The organism is Paraliobacillus ryukyuensis (assembly GCF_003315295.1).
Lineage (GTDB): Bacteria > Bacillota > Bacilli > Bacillales > Amphibacillaceae > Paraliobacillus > Paraliobacillus ryukyuensis.
This window is the reverse complement of sequence record NZ_QNRI01000002.1, coordinates 242,671-260,184: the sequence shown is the minus strand read 5'-3', so window position 1 is coordinate 260,184 and position 17,514 is coordinate 242,671. Positions and strand designations below refer to the sequence as shown.

At 36.7% G+C, this 17,514-nt stretch carries 18 protein-coding genes and 1 riboswitch; of the genes, 5 read left to right on the top strand and 13 right to left on the bottom strand.

What is annotated here, in order from left to right; translation table 11 throughout:
- Positions 1-2: 2 nt before the first annotated feature.
- Positions 3-1,889: an ABC-F family ATP-binding cassette domain-containing protein gene (locus tag DES48_RS04535; protein WP_113867243.1), complete on the bottom strand. Its 1,887-nt coding sequence runs from the start codon at positions 1,887-1,889 to the stop codon at positions 3-5.
- A 262-nt stretch (positions 1,890-2,151) separates the two neighbouring features.
- Here DES48_RS04535 and DES48_RS04530 point away from each other — a divergent pair, with 262 nt between their 5' ends.
- Positions 2,152-2,490 carry a winged helix-turn-helix transcriptional regulator gene (locus DES48_RS04530; protein WP_113867240.1) on the top strand — a complete coding sequence of 113 codons (339 nt, stop codon included), beginning with the start codon at positions 2,152-2,154 and terminating at the stop codon, positions 2,488-2,490.
- Positions 2,491-2,831: 341 nt separating this feature from the next.
- Here DES48_RS04530 and DES48_RS04525 read toward each other — a convergent pair whose 3' ends face one another.
- Positions 2,832-3,380, bottom strand: a complete 549-nt coding sequence (locus DES48_RS04525; RefSeq protein ID WP_079710531.1) for an acyl-CoA thioesterase — start codon at positions 3,378-3,380, stop codon at positions 2,832-2,834.
- A 24-nt stretch (positions 3,381-3,404) separates the two neighbouring features.
- Positions 3,405-4,844, bottom strand: a complete 1,440-nt coding sequence (gene cls, locus DES48_RS04520) for a cardiolipin synthase (protein ID WP_079710530.1) — start codon at positions 4,842-4,844, stop codon at positions 3,405-3,407.
- Between the two features lie 194 nt (positions 4,845-5,038).
- Between cls and rarD the strand changes: the two genes are divergently transcribed.
- Positions 5,039-5,932: an EamA family transporter RarD gene (gene rarD, locus DES48_RS04515; RefSeq protein ID WP_113867238.1), complete on the top strand. Its 894-nt coding sequence runs from the start codon at positions 5,039-5,041 to the stop codon at positions 5,930-5,932.
- A 102-nt stretch (positions 5,933-6,034) separates the two neighbouring features.
- Here rarD and DES48_RS04510 read toward each other — a convergent pair whose 3' ends face one another.
- A complete protein-coding gene (locus DES48_RS04510) occupies positions 6,035-6,499 on the bottom strand; it encodes an Hsp20/alpha crystallin family protein (RefSeq protein ID WP_113867235.1) in 465 nt (154 codons plus the stop codon).
- A gap of 195 nt (positions 6,500-6,694) precedes the next feature.
- Positions 6,695-6,800, top strand: a riboswitch (SAM riboswitch).
- 103 nt (positions 6,801-6,903) lie between these two features.
- On the opposite strand from DES48_RS04510, the gene DES48_RS04505 reads away from it, so the two are divergent.
- The 3 genes from DES48_RS04505 to DES48_RS04495 all read left to right on the top strand — a co-directional run bounded on the left by DES48_RS04505 (position 6,904) and on the right by DES48_RS04495 (position 10,397).
- Positions 6,904-8,556, top strand: coding sequence for an O-acetylhomoserine aminocarboxypropyltransferase/cysteine synthase family protein (locus DES48_RS04505; RefSeq protein ID WP_113867231.1), 1,653 nt, complete (start codon positions 6,904-6,906; stop codon positions 8,554-8,556).
- Positions 8,557-8,806: 250 nt separating this feature from the next.
- Positions 8,807-9,751 (top strand): SGNH/GDSL hydrolase family protein, encoded by a 945-nt coding sequence (locus tag DES48_RS04500; protein WP_079710526.1) that lies wholly within the window; start codon positions 8,807-8,809, stop codon positions 9,749-9,751.
- A gap of 37 nt (positions 9,752-9,788) precedes the next feature.
- Entirely contained in the window at positions 9,789-10,397 is a 609-nt protein-coding gene (locus DES48_RS04495) for a YpmS family protein (RefSeq protein WP_113867226.1), read from the top strand.
- A gap of 65 nt (positions 10,398-10,462) precedes the next feature.
- Here DES48_RS04495 and DES48_RS04490 read toward each other — a convergent pair whose 3' ends face one another.
- The 9 genes from DES48_RS04490 to DES48_RS04450 form a co-directional block, all read right to left on the bottom strand.
- Positions 10,463-11,314 (bottom strand): DUF4097 family beta strand repeat-containing protein, encoded by an 852-nt coding sequence (locus DES48_RS04490; protein ID WP_113867222.1) that lies wholly within the window; start codon positions 11,312-11,314, stop codon positions 10,463-10,465.
- A gap of 5 nt (positions 11,315-11,319) precedes the next feature.
- Positions 11,320-11,886: a DUF1700 domain-containing protein gene (locus tag DES48_RS04485; protein ID WP_113867218.1), complete on the bottom strand. Its 567-nt coding sequence runs from the start codon at positions 11,884-11,886 to the stop codon at positions 11,320-11,322.
- Positions 11,887-12,528 (bottom strand): response regulator transcription factor, encoded by a 642-nt coding sequence (locus DES48_RS04480; protein ID WP_113867214.1) that lies wholly within the window; start codon positions 12,526-12,528, stop codon positions 11,887-11,889.
- A complete protein-coding gene (locus DES48_RS04475; protein WP_113867210.1) occupies positions 12,521-13,573 on the bottom strand; it encodes a sensor histidine kinase in 1,053 nt (350 codons plus the stop codon). Before DES48_RS04475 ends, DES48_RS04480 begins: the two co-directional genes overlap by 8 nt.
- Positions 13,570-14,286, bottom strand: coding sequence for a cell wall-active antibiotics response protein LiaF (liaF, locus tag DES48_RS04470; RefSeq protein ID WP_113867206.1), 717 nt, complete (start codon positions 14,284-14,286; stop codon positions 13,570-13,572). The genes DES48_RS04475 and liaF overlap by 4 nt, the downstream gene beginning before the upstream one ends.
- A 98-nt stretch (positions 14,287-14,384) precedes the next feature.
- On the bottom strand, positions 14,385-15,014 hold the full coding sequence (locus DES48_RS04465; protein ID WP_113867204.1) for a PspA/IM30 family protein: 630 nt from the start codon (positions 15,012-15,014) through the stop codon (positions 14,385-14,387).
- A 40-nt stretch (positions 15,015-15,054) separates the two neighbouring features.
- Positions 15,055-15,363 (bottom strand): lmo0954 family membrane protein, encoded by a 309-nt coding sequence (locus DES48_RS04460; RefSeq protein WP_113867202.1) that lies wholly within the window; start codon positions 15,361-15,363, stop codon positions 15,055-15,057.
- Positions 15,364-15,576: 213 nt separating this feature from the next.
- Entirely contained in the window at positions 15,577-16,452 is an 876-nt protein-coding gene (locus DES48_RS04455) for a TIGR03943 family putative permease subunit (RefSeq protein ID WP_113867200.1), read from the bottom strand.
- A gap of 16 nt (positions 16,453-16,468) precedes the next feature.
- A complete protein-coding gene (locus DES48_RS04450) occupies positions 16,469-17,401 on the bottom strand; it encodes a permease (protein WP_425451855.1) in 933 nt (310 codons plus the stop codon).
- Between the last annotated feature and the right edge of the window lie 113 nt (positions 17,402-17,514).

Here is a 17,514-nt window from a genome sequence, read left to right as displayed (position 1 = left end):
GATTATTGTTCCATTTCTTCAACTAATATAGATAAGTGTTCCCAACGGTCCAGCTTTGCTTCTAGTGTTTCTTCTAATTCGGTTTGCTTTTCATATAATGATTGCGCTTTTTCTACATCACTTCCAGCTACTACGATTTCGTCCTGCACTTCACTAATCTGTTCTTCAATTGCTGCAATTTCACTCTCTATATTTTCCCAATCTTGTTGATCTTTATAGGATAGTTTCTTTCTTTTCGATTTAGAGCGTTGACTAGTGGTTTTTGTAGTCTGTACTGTTTCCTTCTTCTGATTTTGTTCAACCATCTCCATGTATTCGCTATAATTCCCATAGAAACGATTGACTTTACCTGGCGCATCAAAGGCAAGTAGTTGGGATACGACACGATCCAAAAAATAACGATCGTGTGACACCGTGATAACCACGCCTGGGAAGTTATCCAGATAATCTTCTAATACCCCTAAAGTCTGTACGTCTAAATCATTGGTTGGTTCGTCCAATAAGAGAACATTCGGTTCTTGCATAAGTACATTTAGTAAAAATAATCTTCTTCGCTCCCCACCGGATAATCGACGAATATACGTCCATTGTTGTGGTCGTGGGAATAAAAAGCGCTCTAACATTTGCTCTGCTGTGATCGTTTCTCCCCCATTGGTATGAATTACTTCAGCAGTTTCTCTAATATAATCGATAATACGTAAGTTTTCATCCATTTCTCGGTGATCTTGTGTGTAATAACCTAGCTTCACTGTACTCCCAATTTCAATATTACCACTATCAGGCTTCACCCGGTTTGCAATCATTTGCAGTAACGTCGTTTTACCACTGCCATTCGCACCTATAATACCTAATCGATCTTTCGGCTTCACTAATAAATCAAAGTTATCGACGTAGGCCACACCATTATATGCTTTAGTAATGTGACTTAATTCTAATACTTTCTTTCCAAGCCGCTGACTACCAGCTTGAAAATCCAATGATTCTTCTTTCGTATCAAACGTTTTCTCTTTCATTTCTTCAACACGGTCAATTCGTGCTTTTTGTTTCGTTGAACGTGCTTTGGCGCCTCGTTTAAGCCATGCTAATTCTCTTTTTAATGTATTTGCATGCTTTTGCTCATTTTGCCTCTCAAGCTCTTCTCGCTCCGCTTTTTTTTCTAAAAACGTTTCATAATTCCCTGTGTAGCGATACAGATTTCCTTTATCAAGTTCCATAATCCGATTGGTGACACGATTTAAAAAGTACCGATCATGCGTAATAAGCATAATGGAGCCATGATATTGACTTAAGTATGCTTCTAACCATTCAATAGATGCATTATCTAAGTGGTTGGTCGGTTCATCTAATAACAATAAATCCGCTGGTTGAATTAGCGCTTTTGCTAGCGCCACGCGTTTTTTTTGACCACCAGATAATTGATAAACAGATTGATTAAATTCAGTTATCCCTAGTTTTGTTAGAATCATTTTGGCAGTTGTATTTGCATCCCATGCACCCAATTGATCCATTTGGGCTTGCAGATCTATTAACCGATTTTGTAATGTGCTATTTTCTGGTTGGTCTTCTAACTCCATTAATAATTGTTCATATTTTCGCATTAAGACCATTGTTTCAGCTTCACCAGCAAACACTTCTTCCAATACCGTACGTGTCTCATCTAGATCTGGTTCTTGCTGTAAATACGTTATTCGAAAGTTTTTTGCATGGTGGAGCTGTCCTTGATCGGCTCCTTCTATTCCTGCAATCACCTTCATTAAGGTTGACTTGCCTGTACCATTCACACCAATCAATCCGATGCGCTCTTTTGTTTCAATAGAAAAAGAGATATGATCGAATAATTGTTTATCTCCATAGGTTTTAACTAATTGATCGACTGCTAGTATTTCCATTTCATTCACCTTTCATTTTCACGAACATTGTCCTATTTCAGTATAGTATACCATTATCTACAATTAAAGAAGCTGAATCATTTTAAATAGGTGCTGTGACGAAGAATAATATGTATTCCTTGTCTTTCACATTCGTTCTTTTTATGGTATATTTTCTTTAATTACTTTTTGTAACTAAGTTTATGTAAGTAACCTCCAAGTAGGAAAGGCTTTGCCTTTTTTAGCGATATTTGCACATAATAGAACTAGGAGTGTGAGAGATATGGAACAATTATGTCCTCGATTTGAAAAAGCAATGCAACTATTTGGCAAGCGCTGGGTTGGCTTGATTTTATATGAACTATTGAACGATGCGAAACGTTTTTCAGAAATAGAAGCTGCTTTACCTATTAGCGGTAGATTACTTTCTGAACGTTTAAAGATGCTTGAACAAGAAGGTATGGTTGAAAGAAAGGTATATTCTGAATTCCCTGTCCGAATTGAGTATGTTCTTACAGAAAAAGGGGCAGCTTTACAACCTGCTATCCAAAATATTAGACAGTGGTCAGAGCATTGGATTACCCAAGAAGAAGTAGATGAAACGATTGCTAACAAAGAATAATAAAGAGAGCGGGACAAAGCTAATTTTTAACTACAGTACACGAATGATTGAGGAGAGCTTAACCATCGCAACTGGAAATACACTCGCGTTCTGCGGGCACGGGCACACAGGACGTGGGTCAGTTAGACGTTGTCACAGGACGTGACGGTTTTCGTCTAACTTCTAACCGCTTTACAAAGTGGATCTTCGGCTCGTGGGGACTGCGATTACTCGCCCCATCGAAAACATATGCTGTTCCCGCTAGAGTCTCGTATATTTCCAGTTACTTAGTTATGTTTTCTAACTAAAACGAACGATGGATAAAATAGGTTATCCACCGTTCGTTTATCAGGGATCTTCATTCACTTTTGTCCCAGCCTCTTTCCAAAACGACTTGTTTCATTCCAAGGAAAAGAAGTGCCAAATGTATTAGCCATTTCTTTGGAATCTTTTCTTCTTTCTTTACGCCTCATCGCTCGCTTTTCTGCCTCACGATGTAACCATTTTTCTTCTTCTGACTCAGGATAGACACCTGGTACTAGTGTCGGCTTATTATCCTTATCAATTGCAACCATCGTAACAAATGCAGTTGCACACACCTTTCGTTCTGCTGTCAGCAAATTTTCTGTAACAGCTTTAACAAAAACTTCCATTGATGTTTTGTGGGCATACGTCACAAATGACTCCAAACAAATAGTGTCTCCTTCTTTGACTGGATATAAGAAATCAACCGAATCAATGGAAGCAGTTACGACAAGCTCTCTTGCATGGCGTGTGGCACTAATTGCAGCAACATCATCAATATGCGCCATTAATTGGCCACCAAACAGTGTCCCATGTCCATTTGTATCAGAAGGTAGCACATGCGAATTTTTCACAGTTAAAGAAGCTACAGATGGTTTGGATTTCATTTTTTATTCCTCATTTCATTAGTCTTAAAGAATAGGTGATATCAAACGAGATATAGACTCCTTAAATCGAATCCATAATGAACGCTTAATATACGCTTCAAGTGTCAATGGTGATGCATTACGAATATCTTGGTGATATGCATAGACCAATCTATTTGCAACTTTTTCGCTATATAAGAATGCATTCACTTCAAAGTTCAATCTGAAACTCCGAACATCTATATTTGCAGTGCCTACGGATGCAATCTCCCCGTCTACAACAATGGTTTTAGCATGTAGAAAACCATTGTTATATATGTATACTTTCGCCCCTGCTTTTAACAGTTCTCCGATATAGGAATAGGTTGCCCAATAGACAAATGGATGATCTGGTTTGTTTGGAATCATAATTCGAACATCCACACCAGATAAAACCGCAATGCGCAAGGCATCCGCTAAACTATCATCTGGAATAAAATATGGTGTTTGAATATAAATAAACTCTTTAGCTTCCATAATCATCTTAATGTAGCCATTTTTTATTTGTTCCCATTCCGAGTCCGGGCCACTAGATACAATCTGAATGCCAACATTTCCTTTAGGATCGGCTTGATAATATCTATCTTCATAGACAATATCATTCCGAGATGCCTGATTCCAATCAAGAATGTATCTTGTTTGCATATTACGAACTGATTCACCGACAATTCGCAAATGCGTATCACGCCAATAACCGAATTTTTTACTTTGACCTAAGTATTCATCACCAATATTAAACCCACCAATATACCCTATTTTACCATCAATAATTGCTAATTTCCTATGATTACGGTAATTAATTTTTAGATTAACCTTAGGGATTAACGGTGGAAAAAATGATTCCACCTCTACGCCAGCGTCTTTTAACCTGTTAATATATTTTCGTTTCAGTCTTCTAGACCCCATATCATCATATAAAAAACGAACTTTAACTCCTTCACGCGCTTTCCTAATCAATGTATCTGCAATTCGTTGTCCTAATGCGTCATTTCGAACAATATAATAAATGAGGTGAATGTGATCTTTTGCCTGTTCCAAATCCGCAATGAGTGCATCAAACTTTTTTTTGCCATCAGTGAAAATCTCTACTTCATTGCCCTGGGTGAGAATGGCATCATCGTTTCTTAGATGTAAATAAAAGAGATCTTGATATTTTTGTAATGATTTAGGAATCGGAAAATTCCCTTGTTCTAATAGTTCTAATTGAATTTGAACTGCTTTTTGCACGCCTAACCTACTTTTATTATCCCAAATAAATAGCTTTTTTCCACTTAATTTGCGACCAAAAATTAAATATATGATAAAACCCGCTACAGGAATAAACAACAAGACCATTAACCAGGCCCATGTTGAAGTGGCACTTTTCCGTTCTAAAAAGACAATAGCAAATGCTAGAAATATATTGAAAATTAAACTAAACCAAAGGATAATTGTTGTTATACCCAAAGTGTTCTCCCTCCCATCCCCTCATATGATTATACCATTTACACAAGATTATGTTGACTATTTCACTGTGAAAACTTAATTACTGAAATAACAACACATGGGTAATGTGATCATATATAAATCATTGTTGCACGATTATTTATTGAATTATTCCTTTGACAAGGGTAAACTTATGATGCGTTAGGAGGGATAATATGCCGTACAAAGAAAAACAAATTGGAATCCTCTCGGCAGCTGGGGCTTATCTACTTTGGGGTGTCTTACCGATTTATTGGAAGAGCATTAACATGGTGCCGCCTGTCACTGTTTTAGCTCATCGAGTTGTTTGGTCATTTGTTTTTATGCTTATCTTACTACTGATCTTAAACAAATGGCAGTCATTTATCCAAGAGTGTAAAGCCATTTTGTCAAATAAAAAGAAATGGATCGGACTTATTTTTGCTTCCCTTGTGATTAGTGTAAACTGGCTACTCTTCATTTGGGCTGTCAATAGTGACCATGTCATTCAAGCAAGTTTAGGATACTACATTAACCCACTAATAAGTATTTTACTAGGCATTGTTGTACTAAAAGAGCGGTTGAATAAATGGGAGATTTTCTCCGTAGGCTTAGCAGCTTGTGGCGTGTTGTATTTGACCTTTTATTACGGTGTGTTCCCATGGGTCTCTATTATTCTTGCTATTAGCTTTGGCATTTATGGTTTATTAAAGAAAATCGTAGCTATTTCTTCACTATACGGATTAACTTTAGAAACTTTAATCGTTTTTCCTATTGCACTTATTTACTTATGTGTAACTCCAACAGATTCTAGTTCATTCGTCACAATGTGGGACTCGGAGACAACAGCGATTATATTAGTAGGATCTGGTCTAGTTACCGCCGTTCCATTATTGCTGTTTGCTGAGGGAGCAAAAAAGATTTCTTTATCAATGATTGGATTTCTCCAGTATATTGCGCCAACCTTGATGCTACTCCTTGGTGTGTTTGTATATGATGAAGTATTTACATCTGCACATACCGTTGCTTTTCTTTTTATTTGGATAGCACTAGCAATCTATACGAGTTCACGTATGATAGCTTTTTCGTAACATTAGAGTCTTTCAATAAAAGGATGTGTGGGGTGGGAGTAACCCCTTGAGGCTTGCTCCCTGTTACATTTGCTTCAATAACTCTACTACTTTGCTAATTATTTAGTCTATCGAAAGATAATCATTTGGTTTTGATTTTTTAGGTCCACGCAATTCTAAAACACCGTTACGATAAGATGCTTTGGTTGATTTTTTTTCAACTGCATAAGGAAGCTGCACGATTCGCTCTGCATGTTGGTATTTACGTTCTCGATGATAATAAGCCTTATTATCGTTTACTTTTGTCGTTTCCTCGTCATGATCTACGTTAATTTTTAAGCGATCACCTATTACATCTACATGAATATTTTCTTTTTTTACTCCTGGTAAATCAACTTGTGCTACCCATTCTTTATCTGTTTCAAAAATATCTACATGTAAACGTGTTGGAAAGACACTCTGTTGAAAAAAAGAGTCAATTGAATCTAGAATATTGTTTTTGGGACGATTATAAAAGATATCATCCATTTTCCGAATGAAATCTTGACCAACTTCTATTAATTCTGATTTTTTATCTTTTTCTACCATACACTTTTTCTCCTTCCATAAATTTCTTCACAATTACTATATGCTGAAAAGCCTAATTTGATTATGTTGTTATACACCTTGATCACTTGATTAACAATTTTTAAGTAATTTTTACAAATAAAATAGACAGACTTTTCAAATAAATGCTTGACGTCATGTTTTCTTTCACTTATAATCCTAACTAATCATACATATCTCTTATCAAGAGCGGCAGAGGGAATAGGCCCTGTGAAGCCCGGCAACCAGCAAGTTTCTTGAAAAGGTGCCAAATCCTACAGGTAACATACCTGATAGATAAGGGGAGGAACGTGCATACGCACCCTCTTCTGTCGGAAGAGGGTTTTTTATTTCTCCTTTTTCACCCTTATAAGAGTGTGGTTATTAAATTCTGGGAGGCTATTAAAATGACAAACCATTTCCAAACCCAAGGTACAGCAACTACTCTATTACACGGTGGACAACAAGCAGATCCGACTACAGGTGCACGTGCAGTGCCAATTTATCAAACAACATCTTATGTGTTTCGAGATACAGAACACGCACAAAACTTGTTCGGTCTAGCTGAGCCTGGCAACATTTATTCTCGTATTATGAACCCGACTGTAGATGCGTTTGAAAAGCGCATGGCATTGTTGGAAGATGGACTCGCAGCTGTTGCGACTGCTTCAGGCGCATCAGCCATTACACTTACTATCTTAAACTTGGCCCAAGCTGGTGATGAGATAATCGCTGATAGTAACCTGTATGGCGGAACCTATAATCTCTTTTCTACTACTCTTCCAAAGTATGGTATCACTGTTAAATTTGTAGATGGAACAGATCCTAAGCAGGTTGAAGCAGCAATTACTGATAAGACAAAAGCTATTTATGGGGAAATCATTACCAACCCATCTTTAAATGTCTTTGATATTGAAACAATCGCTTCTATTGCCCATACACATACCATTCCATTAATTATTGACAATACCTTTGCTAGCCCATATGGTTGCAAACCAATTACATGGGGCGCTGACATTGTTGTACATTCTGCGACGAAATGGATCGGTGGTCATGGCACAGCAATTGGTGGAGTGGTTGTTGATGGTGGCAGATTCAATTGGAATCAAGCTAAGTTTCCTGGCTTTACAAAACCAGATACTAGTTACAATGGTATTCGTTTCGGTAGTGATGTCGGACCTGCTGCGTTTGCAACGAAATTACGTGTACAATTACTTAGAGATATTGGCCCTGCGTTAAGTCCGCAACATGCTTTTTACTTTTTACAAGGTTTAGAAACATTGAATCTACGTTTGGATAAACACGCTGAAAATGCAAACAAAGTAGCTGCTTATTTAGAAAATCATCCGCAAGTAGAATGGGTTAGTTATCCTGGTTTAGCATCGCATCCCTCCCATCAATTGGCAGAAAAATATCTTGTTAATACCTATGGATCCATTATTACCTTTGGTATAAAGGGCGGACGCGAGGCTGGTAGAAACGTGATTGACAACATTAAACTTTGGTCTCATGTAGCCAACGTTGGGGATGCAAAATCATTGATTATTCACCCTGCTTCTACGACCCATCAACAGTTAAGTGCTGAAGAGTTACAAACAAGTGGTGTAACAGAGGAATTGATACGGCTTTCGATTGGGTTAGAAGCTACCGAAGATATCTTACAAGACTTGGATCAAGCAATAGCTACCGCAACGAATACCGCACCTACTCTTACGCTAACAGAAGAAGAAGTTATTCGTTGGGCTTTTCATTCCCCAATTGCAAGAGAAGCTGACGAAGCCCGCTTTAAAAACATTGTGGTTGCCGGTACCATTGAAGATGATGAAGCATTAGTTAAATTACAACAGCTGGGCTATACGCTTACAACACTTGCAACAAACACTGAACCAATTGACGTCTTATATGTTCCTAAAGCTGGTACATTGGATCATATTCCAGCTAACACAAAAATCATATGGTTTCGAGAAGCAGCAACCGTAACCAACGATCAAGCTTTTGTTATTGAGAATCGTTCCCCCTTCGAGGAAGCAGATCGTATTCGCAGAACTCCTAATAGCTAACAGTGCTTACACAAACTATTAATCCTTATCCGGACAATTGATTATAATTGTTCGGATTTTTTATGTGAAAAGCTTTATCCGCTACTCTCTTGCTAAAAGTAAACAGGAAAACCAATTAAATTTATTGCTAAAAGCTATTTATCTGCCATATAATGAAGTAACCAAATGATTAAAGCAACAACACATAATTTGGTGAATACTAAATATTAAGATTGCTTTAACATTGATTTTATAATAGGTGTGATACAGCATGAAAAGGAAAAAACGTTGGATATTATTCGTAATTGTTGCAGTTACAATAGCTATAATAATTGGTTTATTGATATTATTTCAATCTGATAAATCGAATGAAACGGCTGATATTGAACCAGAACAAAATATTGAAGAAGTCATTCAACAAGTGCAAGAAAAAGATGAAGAAGTGGAAGCAAAAGAAGAAAATAATATTTCATCCGGTCTTAAAAATGCGGTTGAAAATACCCTTGGTCTTTTTGTCCATAACAATTACAATATTGTTGCTATCGGTGATTCACTTACCCAGGGGGTTGGTGATACAACAAACAGTGGTGGCTATGTCGGTGTACTTGAAAAAGAGCTATCCGATGCAGAACACGACGTGGTTATTGATAATTACGGTAAACGAGGGAATCGGTCCGATCAGTTACTAAAACGACTAGAAGATGAGAACATCAGATCTTCTCTTGAAGAAGCTGACATGATCTTACTTACAATCGGAGCTAATGATATTATGAAAGTAGTGAAAGATAACTTCATGGATCTACAAGCAGAACCTTTTAAACAAGAACGCGTATCTTATCAAACTCGCCTACAAGAAATTTTTGATACGATGTTGGAACTGAGCCCTGATGCGAACATCTATTTAATTGGATTCTATAATCCATTCGAAGGTTATTTCGAAAATATTGACGAATTAGATCAAATCGTTATAAATTGGAATCAAACAGCTCAATCACTAACAGAAACTAATGAACAATTACATTATATTCCTACAAGGGATTTATTTCAGCTAGAAGATATAGATTTGTTAGCTGATGATAATTTTCATCCAAATCCAACAGGTTACACGTTAATGGGAGAACGCATCCTTACCCATATTCGCCCTCAAATTGAAGCAGCCTTGGCCGAGAGTGAAAGTGAAGGAGAAAATCAAGAAGAAGATACATCTCAGCAATGATGGTAATTTGTAATCAGAAAGGTGTTTTAGCAAACTGATGTCCCAGCAAAAGCAAGCTATATGGAAGCGTCTATTTATTGTTTTATTAAGTATAAATGCATTTGTACTTATTGCACTTTTTATTCTAATTTTCTCTCCTCCTCCTGAGCATTCAATTAATCCAAAGCAGAATGCTACAGAAGAGCTTTCAGGTGCAAAATTTACGGTGCGATCAAGTAAAGATAATTTAAGTCAACTGGTAAATGGTTATTTAGATAAAGTTTTACATGACTCAAAGGGAAAGTATACTGTTACATTTGAGCAAGATGTCCAATTTGAAGGTTCTGTGGAAGCATTTAATAAAGATATTCCATTTACTATTCGAATGAAACCAATTGTTCAAGAAAATGGTGACATTGTTTTACAACAAGAAGAAATGTCACTAGGGTTGTTACTATTGCCGAAAAACAAAATTCTTGAATATGTGGATAAGCAAGCCGATCTACCTGAGTGGATTCAGATTGATCCAAAAAATGAACAAATTTACGTGAGAGTTACACAGATGGAATTAGAAAGTAATTTTCATGTACAAATTCAGCAATTTGATTTAGCTAATGATCGCTTGTCGTTTCAAATTCAAGTACCCACTGAAACATTAGGATTATAATATAACCAATGTTGATGGCTATGTGATGAATGATTTTTTCTTCGCATAGCCACCTTTTTTATCTTCTATTCTACCGATACACCAACATCCCCTACATCACTTTTTAATTGCAATAAAGGGCCGTCTGCTCCAATCTCTAGATAAACATTATCATCATCACTCGCCTCTCTACTTTGTGGAATGCCCGTCGTCTCCACTTCACCCACATCACTGGCCAAGTCCATCTTAAATTGATTAGGCAATACTGGCAGTTCCACATCAATTTCACCCACATTCGTATAAATAAGGACATCGTTATTCCAAGTATCTAGTGAAATGTCGGTGTCTCCTACATCACTGGTGATCTCCCAACTACCTAAACCATTTTCAATATCTATATCACCATCATCTGCTTCTATTGTTACTTGAGACGTTTTTGTGTTTTCTATCTGAATATCCCCTACATCACTTGTTATATTAACTGACTGAAAATCACCATAAAGGATATTCAGTTCAGCAACATCTGAAGATAGCATTAATTTTTTGAACATTTTATCCGGTAGTTGAATCACTAAATCAAGCTTGTTAAATGATAAAGAAGGCAAGATAGAAAAATTAAACCACTGCGCACCAGTTTGGTTTAATTGGATAATGACCGTTCCTGCTTCTTCATACACTTCGTACTTCATTTGTTTTTGAGTCCGTTCGCTAACTTTGCCTACTAAATGTACATGTATCGAGGAATCAGCACTTTGTTCAATTGTCGTATCTGCGACATTGACTGCTACATCCAGCGCCTCAATATTCGAAGCATCAAACGTTTTATTTTCCGTTATCTTCTCATAATCCCCAATTGCAAATAGATCCTCTCTAAAAAAGACTATTCCAATGATTCCGATAATACATGCGATAAAAGCAATTCCTGCAATTTTTTTCAAATCGTTTACCCCCTAATGAGATTTACATTCCATTTTAAATAAGCTTTCAAAGCAACAAACAACGCTTTGGTCACATAAATCATACCAATCCCAAGTAAGACACCTAAACTAGTAATTGTAAGAATGACAAAAAACTCTGGAATTATATTGATCGTTCTATAGAAAAAGGAAATAATCCAAGCAATTGGTGCTAGTGAGAAACCTAATGCTACTCCCCATCCCGAAAGCCATATACCGAAGACAGCTGCAGCTGGAGCCAAGACTATGACAACATTAAAAATAATTAGTATAAATGCTAATAACAGGGAATGAATAGGGTGATTAGATTTTTTTGGAAGTTGCTTCGGAGTTGATTGTTTACTATCTTTTTGTGTGAATTGATATGCTGTTAATCTTTCTTCGGCAATCCTTCGAGGCGTTCCTAATTCCAAGATAAGTGACTGTTCATCTTTTCCTTCTATTTCAGCAATCTTAAAATGATCTTCATAATCTTGTAAAATGGCTGTTCGCTCCTCATTTGGTAATTCTCTTAAATGATAGGTCAATTCACGCATAAATGTACGCTTATCCAACTATATTTCCTCCTCTACTAATTTATGTTGATAAGCATAAATGGCAGCTTGTGTTCGATCTTGTACTTCCAGTTTACTTAAAATATTACTCACATGAACTTTGGCTGTTTTTAGTGCAATGAATAGTTGATCGGCAATTTCTTGATTCGTTTTACCCTGAGCTATTAATAGCAAAATTTCTCTTTCTCTGTCAGTCAATGTTTCATGAAGCACTGTTTGGTGCTTCGTACGCATCCGTGTTAATACTTTAGTAGTCACTTCCGCTTCAAATACGGATTCTCCTTGATATGTGCTACGAATGGCTTTGGCAATCTCACTTGCTTTTGACGTTTTTAATATATAGCTAGTAGCGCCAGCTTCTAATGCTGGGTAAACTTTATCATCGTCAATAAAACTCGTAACCATTAAGATTTTTGCTTGTGGCCACACGGACATGATTTCTTTAGTTGCTTGAATACCATCCATTCCTTTCATGACAATATCCATTAAAATCACATCTGGCCGCAAGTCTAATGCGAGTTCAACTGCTTTCTTTCCGTTATCCGCTTCCGCAATCACATCAATATCCGTCTGCGTAGCTAAATATGCACTAACACCAATACGCACCATTTCATGGTCATCAACAAATAATACTTTAATCACCTTCATCACCTTCTGCTTCCATAATAGGCACTCTTACTTCCAGTCTAGTTCCTTTGTTCGGAACGCTAACTACTTTTAGTTTGGCCCCAATTTCTGCTGCACGCTCTGACATATTATGCAGCCCATATGAGCTTGATTGCTTCTCTGTCACGTCAAAACCAACCCCATCATCCATCACTCGTAAAATTACTGCATATTCTCGTTTTACAAGTAGAATATCAATGGAAGTAGCTTTGGCATGGCGCAATGTATTCGACACAGATTCTTGCAAAATTCGAAATAAATGATCTTCTACCCCTGAACCTAAGGTGACATCATCTACTTTCCAGTCCATATTAATTGGAACCTTTTGTTTTAATTCTTGCAATAATTGCTCCATTCCTTGTTTTAACGAATTATCGTTTAAGGCAATTGGTCGAAGATGTAATAACAATGCTCGCATTTCTAATTGTGCTTGTTGAATCATCGTTTCCACTTGTTTTAATGGTTTTTTTGTCTGATTTTGATCAGATATCATCATTTCATTAATTGCTGAGACAAGCATCGAAGCAGCAAATAATTCTTGACTAACTGAATCGTGTAATTCTCGCGCTAAACGGTTTCGCTCTTGGGCAATCACTTCTTCCATCTTTTCTTGTTGGTTCTCGATGCGTTCACTGATAAGTCTTTGTGTGCGCTTGGTTTGCTCCTGAATGAAACCTTGAACCTGACCGATACGTTGGATAACATGATCGACATCATCAAGTGGACCATCATACCTTATCGTTTTGTCTGTCTTTGGCACATCTAAATTAAATAATCCTTTTTCAATCGCTTCTAATTGATTTTGTCCGAAAACTCCAATCATAAAGCCAACCGTCGCTCCAAATATTAAACTAATTAATAAAACAATTAGAACAAATGGGATATTCCAAAATGTGCTTTCCCATAATTGCAACCAATCTTGAAGCGGAAACGTTAAGAAAAATAAAGTAGCTAACAACACTGTTAACACTAATGAAAAAAACATGCCCATAATAATAGATCGACTAATTAACGTCCTCATTCTCTAGTCACCTCAATTTTTCCTGCAATCATTGAGGTAACAATTTTTACTTTTTGATTAGCCGATTGGTAGCCGTCTGTTTGCAAATGAATGACTCGATTCGTTACTTGATCATCTCGATGGCCTAATACATCGATTGAACCCAAAAATACCGAATGATGCACACTTACTTCCACGTCAAATGGAATAACGATTCGAACGGTTCCAAATAGATGACGGACAACAATTAATGGTTCTCCTTTTGGTAAGACTGTGTAGGTTAAATCTATCGTGCTCTCGCCAACTAATGTTTGGATATTAATATCATCCCATTCGTAAGGTTCGGCTTGTGTTTTTTGTTTTCCAAACCATTTGTTTGTAAACAATATTTTTTTCTCCGTAACTGTGTCATTTGATGGAAACTGTGGATGATGGACGAATGATGCTTGCTTGCTTTGATGCCAGTGTAAAAGTAGCAGAACAATAGATAGGAATAGAAGCAATTTAAACGTCATTGTGCCTAACAGCGTAATACCAAAACCTATTATGCCAACCCAAAAAAATATCCGACCAACTGGACGATAATAATGCTGACGGGCTAGATAAACAATAATTAACCAAACGATCAACCATATAAATGCTCCAGTATGAATAAAGACGGCTTCAAAACAAAAGAAAATAATAATGCCTAATAGGACATAATCAATAATATTCATATTTTTAAAATTAAACATGGGCTTCCCTCAATTTCTATCGATACACATTCTTTGTTGAGCGGATACCAGCATCATGTACTGGTATCCTTCTCGTTTAGTTATAGCGTACCATGAACTCATTTAGAAGTAGAAACCTTTTTTTCAAGTTCTGCAAATCTTGCATCTAATGTATGCAGACGATACTTTGTTGTCACTTGTTGCTCGAGACGTTCAATATAATTTTCTACATCTTGAAATTTCGATTCACTCTTATCAAGTAGTTCTGTATGAAGGACATTATTCATCCCTTTATGCACACGAGCAATGTTTTCTCTTCCTCTTAGCTCTAGTCTTTTTACATATAAATCTTTTAACTTTTGTTTCATTTGCACATACTTTGTTTCTATTTGACTAAGCTGGTTTTTATTTTCATCTGCCATTTCACTTAATTGATTAACTCTGGTTTGGTAGTGCTGCAACTCTTCTATTGCTTCTTGCACCAACTCTTCTTCATTCATTTCTTCAGCTAACGTTGCTTGGCGTTTACGCTTCTCTACCATAGCATTTGCCAATTGCAACTCCTTCTGATACTCCTGTTGAATAGTATATTGTTTTTCAATTAACTGTTTCAGGCGTTTCACCTCTTCTTCACAATTACGTATATACTGATTCAAATGCGTCATTGGATGTTTTTGTTCTTTTTGATCTAACAATTCGTGAAAGTCAGCTACAACCGTAGCTTTTAATCGTGTAAATAAATTTGCCATGTATATCGTCTCCTTTATAATTTTCTTTATCTACTACTTATTACTCCATTACCCATTCATCTTCTTGTGTCTTGGTTTTATCTTGTTTCCAACTTTTATAGATGTAGTACAGCATCACAAATGCAAGTGCCCCAACAAAGGCTGCCGTATTTGATAGTGCAATTACTAGGGCAGTGATTCCTACCAAGGCCCAACCAACTTTACCGCCTGTCGAGTCAGATAAAATAAATTTTTTCAAGGCATAGTAAGCAATGGCAATACTAATTCCTAATAAAATCAATGGTCCTAATGTTGCTAGCAACACAATAGAAGCTATTACCCCCACGAACAGAAATAGGAATGTTTTCATGTCCGATCCCCTCCTTCCTTGCATTTATACTAACCTTTCTTTTTGGTCTTCATAACGTGCTTAAGCTATATTTTAAGATAAGACTTGAGGCTTAGTAGTAAGTAAAAGGGTACAAAAAAAGCCTCCTTTCCATCCATAAGAAGGCTTTACTAGTATTGGACGTTCTTTCGTGCTTTTAAATAGCTGTCTATTTCCCTTTACCGCTACTTTATTTTACCTAATCTTCATCGATACAGGATATAAGTAAGGTTGTTGAGGTTCTGTTATGGTATGACCATCTGTTATTTTAATTGCTGGAAGGATATTTCCTTGATAGTTTTCCAAATAGATTGCACCTGTTACTTCCATCCAGGTATCTTCTACAAATTTCTCCGCACCTTCTAAGTTGGCCAAAAAGCCAACAATACTGGCATCAGCCACACAATGGGTAATGACAAAACGTCCCAAAACAAATTGATTAGTGGAAAAACCTTCTTCACGATAAACAAATCCAGTCAACTTGATTTCTTTACCTGCATAAAGCTCAGGATTATTATGAATAGCTTGATAGTACGCAGTGTACATTTGTTCATTCAATTCAACGGATGGTAAGTTAGGTAACTGGTCCATCAATGAATCATACTGCTGTTTATTCATCTTATTTGAATAAAGATCGGGATCTGGCGGATTTGGATCGCTAACAATAGTTGAATTTTTTTGGCTTTGTTGTTGCAGCGCTTGTGCTTGTCCTGCCCCACTACTTTCTAATGAAACCATCATACCTTTTTTCTGAGCAATGGAAGCATCGAGTGTAGAAAAAGGCATGATAATACCAATAAACAAAGGTAAAATAATTAGAAAATAAGATATAAAGCCCTTAAATCCTGAAGCTTCATGATGGTGTTGGTGGTTGTAGTGATGACTATTCGGCACAAAAATCTGGTATAATTGCGCAACAAACAAAATAAGAAATAAAATCCCCGCTATTTTGCTAAGTGTTACATATGCTGGATTTATCAGTTTAAACACATCGCCAGAGCGGTGTAATTGGATAAGAAAAACGGCAAAAACGAATAAAATCACAGCCCTAAAAACTTGCTGTAGTCTCATTTACATGCTCCCCCCTTTACGCTAACGTTTGGATAATAATCATACCGCCATAAACCACAACTGTAATAACGATTAACAGCACGAATACAAATCTAGCCTTAAATACACTGAGCATCATCATGGTATTCTTTAAATCAAGCATCGGTCCATAAATCAAGAAAGATAGAATTGCTGCTGGTGGAAAAAGATGCTGAAACGATACACCAATAAATGCATCTGCTTCCGAGCAAAGTGATAACAAATAAGCTAGCGCCATCATAACCGCCGTAGAGGAAGCTGTCCCTTCCCCTAACTCTATGAGTACTTCTGCAGACAAAAATGTTTGGACAAAAGCAGCTATTAATGCCCCAACAATTAAAAATTTTCCTATATCAAAAAATTCATCAATAGCGTGCATTACTGTATCTTTTAGTTTATGCATCAATGAATGATGCCCATGGCCATCATGATGTTCTTGACCGAAATGGTCTGGAATTTTTAAATGATTGGATCGAAAAAAGCAACTAACGATGAATGCAATCATTAATGCTAGAACAAATCCAATAATCATTCGACTAATAGCCATATTTAAATTGTTACCAAAGGCCATATACGTGGAAAGGATAACCATCGGATTGATTAATGGACCAGTTAGCATAAAGCCAATTCCTGCATAGATCGGAACGCCTTTCCCTAATAGTCTTCTGACAATTGGAACAATCCCACATTCACAAGCGGGAAAACATGCTCCGATGAAACAACTTGAGACAATTGCTAAATATCTATTCTTTGGTAGCCATCTTTTAACATGGCTCTCAGTAACAAAAATCTGGATAATTCCTGCAATGAACACACCAATAAGTACAAAGGGTAATGCTTCAATTAAGATACTAATAAAGATGGTATTCATTTGTAGGATGGCAGCTGGTACCTCAATGATAGATAAGATTGTTCCACCTGAATACAGCATATATAGGGTGAATCCTAGAAAAAGGACAAGAAAGCTATTATAAAGTAATGTATTGGTTCGAATAATTTTTGTTACCCCCTGACGAATTTAATAGATGTACTAGATAGATAACG